Below are 11,724 nucleotides of genomic sequence, written 5' to 3' on the forward strand. Positions count from 1 at the left end.
TGAGGGGACTGCATACATGTTAAAAATATTTAAATACTTAAAACCAAAAGAATGGACGCTAATTGTAGCCAGCATAGTGTTCATAGTAGGGCAAGTTTGGCTGGATTTGAAGTTGCCGGATTATATGGCTAAAATTACGACCCTTGTACAAACAGAGGGTAGTAAAACGAGCGAGATATGGACAGCTGGAGGGAAGATGCTTTTATGTGCCCTTGGCAGTATGATATTGGCAATCATCGTGGGCTATTTTGCGGCAAAGGTAGCAACGTCTCTTTCGAAGGAATTGCGAAAAGGGGTATTTAACAAAACTTTATCTTTCTCTATGGAGGAGATTAATGGTTTTTCAATCGCAAGTCTAATTACTCGTTCTACTAATGATATAACGCAAATACAGCAAACTGTTGCAATGGGTCTTCAAGTTATGATTAAGGCTCCTATCCTTGCAACATGGGCTATTTTGAAGATCATGGGGAAAAGTTGGGAGTGGTCAGCGGCAACAGGAGTAGCTGTCATTGTTTTACTTATTTTGATAGGTAACCTAATCATCTTTGTGCTACCGAAATTTAAAGTCGTTCAAAAACTGACAGATAATCTTAACCGAGTAACAAGAGAAGGTTTAACCGGTATTCGTGTTGTTCATGCTTATAACGCACAAGGGTATCAGGAAGAAAAGTTTGAAAAAGTAAATAACAATTTAACGGATACAAATCTTTTTGTGAACCGCCTTATGGCCCTTATGCAGCCGGGGATGGGTCTGATTATGTCGGGTTTAACCCTTTCAATCTATTGGATTGGAGCGCATTTAATTAATAATGCAGCGGGTATGGATAGAATTGGTAAGTTTAGTGATATGGTCGTATTTTCATCTTATGCAATGCAGGTAGTTATGGCATTTATGCTATTATCAATGACATTCATTTTGCTACCGAGAGCAGCAGTATCTGCAGCACGTATTAATGAAGTACTAAATACACCTCAGACAATTATTGATGGCGCAACGCAATCGTCGCCTAAGGGAATCGAAGGTGAAATCGAACTGCGTAATGTTAGTTTTAAATATCCTGATGCAGAAGACTATGTTTTAAAGGATATTAGCTTTACAGCACATAAAGGCGAAACTGTTGCTTTTATCGGTTCTACGGGTAGTGGTAAGAGTACGCTAATTAATTTAATCCCAAGATTTTACGATGCTACTGACGGAGAGGTATTAGTCGACGGCATTAATGTGAAAGAATATGCACATGAAGCTCTTTATAATAAGCTTGGCTACGTTTCTCAAAAAGCCGTATTATTTTCAGGTACGGTAAAATCTAATGTTGCCTATGGTGATAACGGTCAGACTTCATCAACAGATGAGGAAATCAAAAAAGCGGTGGAAATTGCTCAAGGGCAAGAATTTGTGGAGAAAATGGACGGTGAATATGAAGCGGCTATTGCGCAAGGCGGAACAAATCTTTCAGGAGGACAGAAACAACGTCTTTCTATTGCAAGAGCAGTGAATAGAAACCCAGAAATCTTTATTTTTGATGATTCGTTCTCTGCCCTAGATTATAAAACAGACCGTCAACTTCGTTCTACCTTGAAAAAAGAAACGAAAGGTGCAACTTCTTTGATTGTGGCACAGCGAATTGGAACGATTAAAGATGCTGATAAAATCATTGTTCTTGATGAAGGTAAAATCGTTGGTATGGGGACACATAGTGAATTATTGAAAACTTGTAACACTTATCAGGAAATCGCCTATTCGCAGCTATCGAAGGAGGAGTTGGAAAATGAGTAATACACAAACAAATAAGCCCCGAAGAGGTCCAGGTGGTCCAGGTCCTATGATGGCTCCTGGAGAAAAGCCAAAGAATTTTAAAAAGCCTATGGGAAAGTTGATTGCCTATTGTAAACCTTATTTACCAGCCATCATCTTTGCCATTGTATTGGCAGTTGCAGGAACAATTTTCACGATCATTGGACCAAATAAGCTGAGTGAGATCACCGATTTGATAATGGATGGCATGACCGGTGAGATTGATATTACGGCAATAGGAAAAATCGGTCTGTTACTTGCTATTTTGTATGGATTGAGCTTTGTATTCAATTATATTCAGGCGTTTATTATGGCTACTATTACGCAGCGAGTTTCCAAAAGGTTACGTTCAGATATTTCGAACAAAATTGATAGATTACCATTGAAATACTTTGACTCTACAACCTACGGAGATGTGTTAAGTCGTGTCACGAATGATGTGGATATGATTGGACAGTCTCTAAACCAAAGTATTGGTTCGTTAGTGACAGCGGGAGTAATGTTCTTTGGATCTTTAATTATGATGTTCTATATTAATGTTACGATGGCTCTTTCTGCTATTGCTGCGACTTTCGTTGGATTTATATTCATGACATTTATTATATCCAAATCCCGAAAGTACTTCGTACGCCAGCAGCAGGACCTTGGTAGAATAAATGGCCATATTGAAGAAATCTATTCAGGGCATAATGTCATGAAGGTTTATAACGGTGAAAAAGCGGCCACGCAAGAATTTAACGAAATCAATGAAAGTCTTTTTAATAGCGCTTGGCGAGCACAGTTTATGTCAGGGATGATGATGCCACTCATGATCTTTATTGGAAATTTAGGTTATGTTGTTGTGTGTGTAGTAGGAGCTGCATTAGTAGTGAAAGGTTCTATTACATTTGGTGTTATTGTTTCATTTATGGTGTATATCCGCTTATTTACGCAGCCGTTGTCTCAATTAGCACAGGCCGCTACAAGCCTGCAGTCAACTGCCGCAGCAAGCGAACGTGTATTTGAGTTCTTACAAGAAGAGGAGCTTAAAGATGAAAGTGAAAAGAAAGTCACTTTAGATGCTAAAGATGTAAAAGGTAATGTAGAATTTAAAAACGTTAAGTTCGGATATACGAAAGAACAACTTATTATTAAAGATTTTTCTGCTCATATAGAAGCCGGTCAAAAGGTGGCCATCGTCGGACCTACTGGGGCTGGTAAAACAACGCTTGTTAATCTTCTTATGCGTTTCTATGAAGTAGACAGTGGGGAAATCATGATTGAGGACGTATCGACTAAGTCTATTACTCGTAAAAATGTTCACGACTTATTTTGCATGGTGCTGCAAGATACTTGGTTATTCGAAGGTACCATTAAGGAAAATATCATTTATAACAAAGAACATGTAACCGATGAAGAAGTAGTTGCAGCTTGTAAGGCGGTAGGTTTGCACCACTTTATTCGAACGTTGCCAAAAGGTTATGATACAGTTTTAAATGATAATACAAGTTTATCTGTAGGACAGAAACAGCTTATTACGATTTCAAGGGCAATGGTTAAAAAAGCACCATTGCTTATCTTGGATGAAGCTACTAGTTCCGTTGATACGCGTACTGAAGCACTTATTCAAAAAGCAATGGATAAATTGATGGTGGGCAGAACATCATTTGTCATTGCGCATAGACTTTCAACAATTAAAAACGCCGATTTGATTTTAGTTATGAAAGACGGAGATATTATTGAAAGTGGTAATCATGAAGAACTGCTTGCAGAAAAAGGATTCTATGCGGATCTATATAATAGTCAGTTTGAAGATGCTTCATAATATTGAATGACATCTATTCGCTTTTGGCTACTAGGGCAGTGTGTCGCTTCGTAAGTAAGAAGGATTGTTACAAATAAGATTGAAAAAATCACCTCGTTCCTTGAGGGCACTGAAAAAGTCCATATCTTCTCACATTGCGAGGTATTCAACGATTAAATCGTTGAATACCTCGCTTTTTTCATTTGGCACTGTGACTCTACTGTTGTTTTCCGAAGCATTCCGCTCGCTTTCCGCGGGCGAGCGCCGAGCCTCCTCCTACGCTTCGCTTCGTGCGGGGTCTCGTCTGTCTCGCTTTCCCGCAGGAGTCGAGCGATGCTTCTCCAAACAACGCAATGTATCAAACTATTATTTTAGTCACGCTTTCCTTGTAAAGGATGAATTAGCTTACTGTAAGGGAGTCATTACAGTCATTGAAAAGGAATCACAAATTGCACAAATACCGGCTGTCAAAGAAAAGCTGAATGTCTTAAAAGAAGTCGTAGAAGATTTTCAAGAACATCTAAATAACTCTTCTGATACGGATGCGCGAAAAGGGCATAAGACGGTGGAATCTTCTTTCTTTGGGTACAAGACACATATCGCGATGAGTGATGAACGTATTATTACAGCGGGTGTCATTACAACAGGTGAAAAAAGCGATGGGAAATATCTTCAAGAATTAATTGAAAAAAGCACACAAGCAGGTATGAAAATTAATACAGTTATTGGAGACGCAGCTTACTTTGAAAAGGCAAATATCGAATATACTAAAGAAGAGAAAATCGCACTTGTGGCAAAGTTGAATCCTATTCTTACACAAGGACCACGAAAAGAAGAAGACAAGTTTGAGTTTAATAAAGATGCTGGAATGTTTGTTTGTAAGGCCGGCCATCTCGCGACAAGAAAAGCATGTACGGGTAAAAAAGAACGAGTAAGAGTCAAAGTCAGACATATTATTTTGATATTGAAAAATGCAAAGTATGTTCAATGAGAGAGGGCTGTTATAAAGAAGGCGCAAAAAGTAAAACGTATTCTGTCACAATTAAGTCAGATACACATGCCGAACAAGAGGCATTTCAAAATACGGAAGCTTTTAAGCAATTAGTCGCAAATCGCTACAAAGTAGAAGCGAAGAATAGTGAATTAAAAAACGGACACGGGTACGATACGGCATCGACAGTGGGTCTATTTGGCATGGAAATTCAAGGTGCTACAACGGTATTCGCTGTCAATTTGAAACGGATATTAAAGCTACTAAACGAAAATGAATAAGGAATAGAGACAGAAATAAGGCACTTCCTGTTCAAAATTGAACAAGAAGTGCCTTATTTTTATCTGAAAAAGGTTCGCTTTTATGAAAACGTAAGTTTTTCAGTGTCCTCTTCCTTAGAGGTGATTTTTTTATTGGATATTTATGTTAAAATAGATTTAAATTTTGTGAAGAAATGTAGTTTAACTAACTGCGCAGGATAGTTCATTAAAAGTTTAGGGATTAAAACAATATAAAGAGAACAAAGGGGGGTATTTCTAAATGAATAATAACTTTATTGAAAACATTCAATCGTGTTATTCTGACCTTTCCATTGAAGACTTTTATCTTAATGAAATCGGACAGAATAATGATGTATTTATTGTAAACCAATCTTTGGTTTTTAGATTTCCAAAATATAAAAATGGCATCATTCAATTAAGAAGAGAGACTGATATTTTGAAATATATTAAAGGGATCGTTTCCACTCCTATTCCGAATCCAATTTATGAGTCTTTTGTAGAGGTAGCACCAGGTAAGGTCTTTACCGGCTATAAACTAATAGATGGTGTTCCTTTGTGGAAGGAAAGTTTAACAGATGTTAAGAGTGTTGAATTGGTGAAAGGGTTGGCAAAACAACTTGTTTCTTTTCTTGTAGAACTACATTCTATTTCAGAAGAAAAAGCAAGTCGAGATTTGAAACTAAAGGTTCGTAATCCTAGTGAAGAGATGTATATCCTGTATGATAAGATTCAAAATACATTATTTCCTTTTATCAGAAAAGACGCTCAAAAGGAAATATCACAATCCTTTGAAACGTTCCTAAAAGGAAAAGCTTTCTCAAATTTAGATATAACACTTATACACGGAGATTTCGGAGCATCCAACATCTTGTGGAATCCAGAAACAAGTATGATTTCAGGGATAATAGATTTTGGTGGTTCGGGTTTAGGCGATCCAGCGTATGACTTTGCTGGAATACTCTCTAGTTATGGTGAAGATTTTTTTGATATGTGTATGAACCTATATCCTAACGGTAATGAAATATCTGAACGAGTTAAATTTTATAAAAGTACATTTGCTTTACAAGAAGCCTTGCACGGGATTGAGAATGACGATAGACAGGCCTTTGAAAGTGGAATAAAAAATTATAGATAGATTACTTGTTCAACTAAGGGTGCGTTGATTACGGAGGGATTAACGCTTTTTCGTTGAACTTTTTGTACTAACGTTACAATTTAGTGGAGTAAGAACTTTCTAATGAGTTAAAAATTGAGAGTTGGGGGTTTCTTATGACACAAGAAATTTTCGATGTACACACTGAATCACAATTAAAAGTATTGAGTGGAATCAGGGGGATTTCTAAGACACTTGACATTGAATTCCGGTTTTATTGGGTGGGTATAGGTCAAATTGTGACTAAAAATCAATTTATCCCTTTCGACTAGACAGACTTTTGCAGCCATCTGGCATCGATATTCAATCGAGGCTAGATGGCTGTTCGATTTTTATTTTGTAAATGGATATAAATTAAATGAAACATAGTTAACTAATGATAAATTTACAATAGTCAGTTTGAAGATGCTTCTTAAAATTGAATGCCCTATTTCGCTTTTGGCTACTGGGGCAGTGTAGCTTAGTAAAAAAGATTGATTGTTTATTAATTAAAGATTGATAAAAAGACTTAATCTAACGGTGGGGGTTAGTTGAGGAAGATAATTATTTTATTATTTAACAATAGATTATGAGGGGAATAAGAAATACAATTTAACATTAGTTTCAGTGAACCATATCATAAATAAGTGAGGTTTTTAAAACAGGCACATTCGCTTCATGCGGATGTGCCTGTTTTTTTACTACTAAAGTATATGTTGCAACTAAGTATGCACTTTAACTGGCAACTGTTACTGAAAATTCATCTCCATCTGCCGAAATATATAAACCGGTAGCAATGATCGATGTAGAATAAATTAACTTTGTATAATTGCTGATTTCTATTCTGATGTCTTTTGTTTTTGGTCTAAATGATGACTAAAGAAAGTTAGCAGACTTGCACAGACTGCAACAATCCCACCGACCCAAGTTACATTCATTAAATTTCCTTGATGGTACACAATTCCGCCTAATGCAGAACCAAAAGCGATACCTACGTTGCTTGCCACTGGCATTAGTGAAGCGGCGAGTCCTGTTGCTTTTGGCTGATAAATTCCGGCGAGGTCAATTAAATATAGCTGAGTAGATGTTGTTAAGAGGATAGCCATTAACGACATTAATCCAATATTTATTAATCCTAAAACAAAATGATTTGTAGTCCAAAATAAACTTGTCAGAACAACTGCTTGCACGAGAAAAACAAACCGAAGGCGACCGATTGCATTGTGGCTAGCAATTTTACCAGCGAGGATGTTGCTGAAAATCGAAATAAACCCATAACAAAATAAGATTATACTAATTGAATTATTTGGTGCTCCCATTTCTTTCAAGATTGGTACAAGGTACGTAAAGACTGCATAAGTTGCGCCAAATCCGAGTGCAGGAATGAAAAAAGCCATCAATATACGAGGCTTGGTCAATAAAGAAAACTGATCACGTATCGAACTGCGTACTTGGCTGAGTCTATGAGGTAAGACAAAAAAGGATGCCAAAAACGCCAATCCTCCTAGGAAAGTGGTTAACATGAAAGTGGCATTCCAGCCGTACTCTTCGGCGATCACAATACCAATTGGAACTCCAACGACATTTGCAAGTGTGAAACCACCGAAAACGACTGAAATAGCAAGTCCGCGTTTTTTAATCGGCATAGTTTCACTTGCTACAATCATGGCTAGAGAGATTAAAACTCCTGTTACAATCGCTGTCAAAATCCGAAGTGCAAGGAGCATGATATAGCTCGTCGAAATTACGCACAAAGCATTTAGGACGCTGAAAGATCCTATTAAAAACAACATCCATTCTCGCTTTGGAAAATGACTTGTTGCTGCCATCACTAGTGGTGTAGCGATGGCAAACGTAATTGCAAATGCAGAAACGAGGGTGCCTGCTTTTACATTAGTCATATGAAGACTTGAAGAAATATCTGTTAAGATTCCGACAATTACAAATTCACTTGTCCCGAGAACAAATGTTAATAAAGAAAGTGTTAAGATAAGCAACCAATGTTGCTTGGATAATTTTGTGGAGTGCATAAATACCTCTTTCTTAGATGAATGTAAATGTGTGACATAGTAAATACACAACCTTAACATCTTACCAAGAATATGTTTGCTTGAAAAACCCTATCTTAGTCAAGTAGAGGATAATGGATTTTCAGAATCGACAAGGATGCAGAGTTAGCAAAAGGCCATTTAAAAAAGCGCACTTCTGTTGGAATGCTTAGGTAATAAAAAATATGTATGTAAAAAGAAATCAAACGGTTTAAAATTGATTAATTTTTTCTGTTTTAAGAAATATCTTAATTCATAATCAAATTTATACGAAATAAAAAATCGCACTTAGGAAAGTCACGGAGAACCGTATCATAAGTAAGCGAAGTTAAATCCAATCATCAATAACGATGATTGGATTTTTATTATAAAGACAGAATAGGACCGAATATTTTACCTAGAAGGCTTTTTATAATTCTATTTTCTAGTCGCCACGTTGCTCTAGATTTTTAGCAGTTTTACTTTGGGCAACATCCTTTTGATTTTTAAAGGTACCCATGAGAAAATCATAGGCTGGGTTCGTAACACCATACCAGTAATTTTCGTTTTTGAAATGATGCCATAAATGAACCTTTTTCATCCAACGCCCCCATGGAGATATTGGTCGAAGGGGGCGATGGGCGATATAATGCGTCCATTCATAAAATAATAAAAAGAGCATGATACCTGCAATAAATGCGTTTGTAATTATAAAGCTAGATGAAAGAAAATAGAAAATGACTGCTACAATGACAATGTTTGGCACACTATACCATAAGGGTAAAAATAATAAATGTAACTCATTCGGATTTGAATGGTGGTCATAATGTAAGCGTTTAAGCATTTTTAACAAAAATGCATTCTTAGGTGGTTTTAGATGAAAAAGAAATCTGTGTGTAACATACTCAGCTAAGGAATACATAATCATTCCAAGAATAAAAGTACCCAAAATGCCGATAGAGGTTAAATGAAGAATCATAATTCCAAAGCTAATGAGGAATAGACAGGTCATGATTAATATATCAGGATATGAAAAATATTCTTTTATATATTTCAATCTCATTTATCACGCCTCCAGTATTCTTTATTTTTTTCTATCTTTCCAGAGGGCCAAGCTTTTCGCCATTGTTTTCGTAGACAATCTTTCCGCTTCCGTTGCATCTCCCTTTAATGTAGCTTTTAATAAGTCGTGGTAATAGTTGAAGGACAGCTCACGATATTCTTTTACAGAAAAATATCTTTTCGCCATATCTATATAAATCGAATCGAAGCTATTTAAAATGAGTAGAAAGATTGGATTGACAGCAAGACCAGCACACTTTTTTTGCAAATCCCAATCAAATGCTGCATAGCTCACTGCACTGTCTTCAAGTTGCTCTAGATTGGCAAGGAGAGCAACCACTTTAGGTTGATTAAACGTAACAGCATCACGAATATAAGTCGGAGTCAAAGTACTTCTTAATTCTAATAAGTGCATAATAAATTCATCTGTTATGATAGGATGATTCTCAATAATATTCACAAGTGTCGTTAGATTCCCATTGCGCCAATAATCATTAACAATCGCAGGCATTCCTTTTCTTCCTGTTATCCATCCACCCCTTCCTAAACGTTGAAGTGCCTCCCGAACAGTTGGACGACCAACACCAAATTCTTTTGCAAGCTCTCTTTCCGGCGGTAAAGTACTTCCTACAGAATAAACACCAGCCAATATCGATCTAATTAATTCATTTTCAATTTTATCTGAGGAGCTTTCCTTTTCTTTCAAATCATCGTCCCCTTTATTTTTTGGTAATACAAATTAAAGACAGTGGTAATACCAGATTTATGTAACTAACCAGAATCTTATGTCAATGAAGAAGGGCGAATTTTTTTCTATAATTATCAAACAAGCACAACATAATACATGAACTAGCCAATGGAACTAATTAATATAAGGCTGTTTTCTAAAAGATTGTTGCTTTTAGAATAAGTTTTTAATGATTAAACATTCTGGTAAAATAAGTGTAAGAAATTGTATGGGGTTTAAATGAACAATTGATTATCAGGAGGAAAAACAGTGAAAAAATCATTTTGCTTGAAAGAAAAATTTCTCTTATTTCTTTGCCTCTCACTTGTAGTTTTATCGGGATGTGTAACTAATGGTAATCCTACACCAAAGGATTTTCTTAAGGATGGTAAAGCAGACATCTTTGTTCTGGATGATATTGTATATTCTAATGTAGAAAACATAGATTGGGTAAAAGAATTAAATTACACAATAGGTGAAGAAATTGGTGAAATAACAAAACAAACCAATAAAGCAAAGGATTTTGAAAACGGAACATCTAACAAACTATCCGTTGGAACAATAATTTATGAGACTAATACACCAATCGATATTGCTATTGTAGATGGCAAGGAAATACCTTATCTGAAGATGCTCGAAGGATAGTAGATAAGTATCATCTAACCTCTTTAATGGCATACATAAAAATATCTCATGTCCGTAAACTAACAAAAAGTAGGTACAAGAAAAAATTTTGTACCTACTTTTTTATGTTGTCGCAATTTTCGTAACTTCTGCACCCGCATGTATGGGTGGTTTACGACCTTTCCATGGAGCAGATTCTTCTAATTGTTTCCCAAGCTGTAGAAGAGTTAATTCCTCTGCGAAGCGTCCTGTAAATTATAGCCCGATTGGTAAGTCAGACGCACTCATCGCAAGTGGCAACGATAACGATGGTTGACCTGTTGCGTTAAATAAATTGGTAAATGGCACGTATGTGAAAATTAACTCTGTCCATTCAATCGCCGAGATTTTTGGATTATCCATGTTTAGCTCACCAATCTTCGCTGGTAGTACCGATTGTAGGACATAACTTAAAATTTAATGTAAGACCAGCTAATATTAATTTCGACTTATAGCTTATTTAATAAAACAAAAACTCCATAAAGTCGCTTTCTTTTTAAATCCAGCTTTAAAATAAACGTGATTTGCCTGATCATTTTGATTATTTACATTTAGTGTGATTTGAGTGATTTCTTCGAATCGAAACATTTCTGTTAAAACTTCTTTTAGTAACTGGGTGCCTATTCCTTTGCCTCTGTATTCAGGATTGATAGCTATATATTCTAAATGGGCTTCTTTTGCTGTTAAGTCCATTTCAAAATAGGCATATCCTTGTACGATTCCATCCTTTTCTATAATTCTTAAAACATTTTCTTCAACTAATTGAGCTCTATTTAAAATGGTATCTGCGTCGTAATACGTTTTTGAAAATGCATTTGAATGAATCCTTTTAAATTGCTCGTAATCGGATTCTTTATAATAACGACTAGTTATAGCAACTACAGTTTCAAAAGATTCTTTCGAAACTTCAAGTAATAAATGTTCACCTGTTTTATTGGCGTTTATTCGCTCCATAAATGCTAATTGTCGAGTATTTAATTCGTTGATGAAGAAATAATAGGTTGAAATGTGTGGATATGTCTGCTGCAATGTGCAAAGTAATTTCTCTTGCATCGTTACATTGTCATTTATGGAAAATGGTCCCCATACTTCACTTGAATCATCGTCTATATCTAACCCAATAAGTGCTTGTATATTTTCATTATCGAAAGCAGCAACAATCGATCTGACTACTCCCACAGCTAAAGCAGTGGGGTTCTTATGTACTTAAGAGAAGCGTTACAAAGCTCTCCACAGATGGTGTTGCCATGTCCTGTGTAC

10 protein-coding genes and 1 pseudogene are annotated in these 11,724 nt (G+C 36.0%); 6 read left to right on the forward strand and 5 right to left on the reverse strand.

The window, feature by feature from the left end:
• The first annotated feature begins 16 nt into the window (after nt 1–16).
• The 5 genes and pseudogenes from ACIQ7T_RS21775 to ACIQ7T_RS21795 all read left to right on the forward strand — a co-directional run bounded on the left by ACIQ7T_RS21775 (nt 17) and on the right by ACIQ7T_RS21795 (nt 6,278).
• Nucleotides 17–1,780 carry an ABC transporter ATP-binding protein gene (locus ACIQ7T_RS21775; RefSeq protein WP_370083312.1) on the forward strand — a complete coding sequence of 588 codons (1,764 nt, stop codon included), beginning with the start codon at nt 17–19 and terminating at the stop codon, nt 1,778–1,780.
• A complete protein-coding gene (locus ACIQ7T_RS21780; RefSeq protein WP_370083310.1) occupies nt 1,773–3,602 on the forward strand; it encodes an ABC transporter ATP-binding protein in 1,830 nt (609 codons plus the stop codon). The genes ACIQ7T_RS21775 and ACIQ7T_RS21780 overlap by 8 nt, the downstream gene beginning before the upstream one ends.
• Nucleotides 3,603–3,969: 367 nt before the next feature.
• Nucleotides 3,970–4,853: pseudogene (locus ACIQ7T_RS21785) on the forward strand (transposase); the annotation flags it as partial.
• 259 nt (nt 4,854–5,112) lie between these two features.
• Entirely contained in the window at nt 5,113–5,988 is an 876-nt protein-coding gene (locus ACIQ7T_RS21790; RefSeq protein WP_370083727.1) for a phosphotransferase family protein, read from the forward strand.
• A gap of 134 nt (nt 5,989–6,122) precedes the next feature.
• Nucleotides 6,123–6,278: a hypothetical protein gene (locus tag ACIQ7T_RS21795; RefSeq protein WP_402873455.1), complete on the forward strand. Its 156-nt coding sequence runs from the start codon at nt 6,123–6,125 to the stop codon at nt 6,276–6,278.
• Nucleotides 6,279–6,824: 546 nt separating this feature from the next.
• Here the strand turns inward: ACIQ7T_RS21795 and ACIQ7T_RS21800 are convergent.
• The 3 genes from ACIQ7T_RS21800 to ACIQ7T_RS21810 form a co-directional block, all read right to left on the reverse strand.
• Nucleotides 6,825–8,015: an MFS transporter gene (locus ACIQ7T_RS21800; RefSeq protein WP_370083725.1), complete on the reverse strand. Its 1,191-nt coding sequence runs from the start codon at nt 8,013–8,015 to the stop codon at nt 6,825–6,827.
• A 442-nt stretch (nt 8,016–8,457) separates the two neighbouring features.
• Entirely contained in the window at nt 8,458–9,075 is a 618-nt protein-coding gene (locus ACIQ7T_RS21805) for a sterol desaturase family protein (protein WP_370083723.1), read from the reverse strand.
• Nucleotides 9,076–9,096: 21 nt separating this feature from the next.
• Nucleotides 9,097–9,780, reverse strand: coding sequence for a GntR family transcriptional regulator (locus tag ACIQ7T_RS21810; RefSeq protein WP_370083721.1), 684 nt, complete (start codon nt 9,778–9,780; stop codon nt 9,097–9,099).
• A gap of 291 nt (nt 9,781–10,071) precedes the next feature.
• Between ACIQ7T_RS21810 and ACIQ7T_RS21815 the strand changes: the two genes are divergently transcribed.
• Nucleotides 10,072–10,446 carry a hypothetical protein gene (locus ACIQ7T_RS21815; RefSeq protein ID WP_370083719.1) on the forward strand — a complete coding sequence of 125 codons (375 nt, stop codon included), beginning with the start codon at nt 10,072–10,074 and terminating at the stop codon, nt 10,444–10,446.
• Between the two features lie 234 nt (nt 10,447–10,680).
• On the opposite strand, the gene ACIQ7T_RS21820 is transcribed toward ACIQ7T_RS21815, so the two are convergent.
• Together ACIQ7T_RS21820 and ACIQ7T_RS21825 are read right to left on the reverse strand one after the other, a co-directional pair.
• Nucleotides 10,681–10,827: a hypothetical protein gene (locus tag ACIQ7T_RS21820; protein ID WP_402873461.1), complete on the reverse strand. Its 147-nt coding sequence runs from the start codon at nt 10,825–10,827 to the stop codon at nt 10,681–10,683.
• Nucleotides 10,828–10,920: 93 nt separating this feature from the next.
• The gene (locus ACIQ7T_RS21825) at nt 10,921–11,643 is read right to left on the reverse strand and encodes a GNAT family N-acetyltransferase (protein WP_370083715.1); all 723 of its coding nucleotides are present in this window, start codon (nt 11,641–11,643) and stop codon (nt 10,921–10,923) included.
• Nucleotides 11,644–11,724: the final 81 nt, after the last annotated feature.

The sequence above is a fragment of the Lysinibacillus sp. NPDC096212 genome (genome assembly GCF_044763105.1).
Lineage (GTDB): Bacteria > Bacillota > Bacilli > Bacillales_A > Planococcaceae > Lysinibacillus.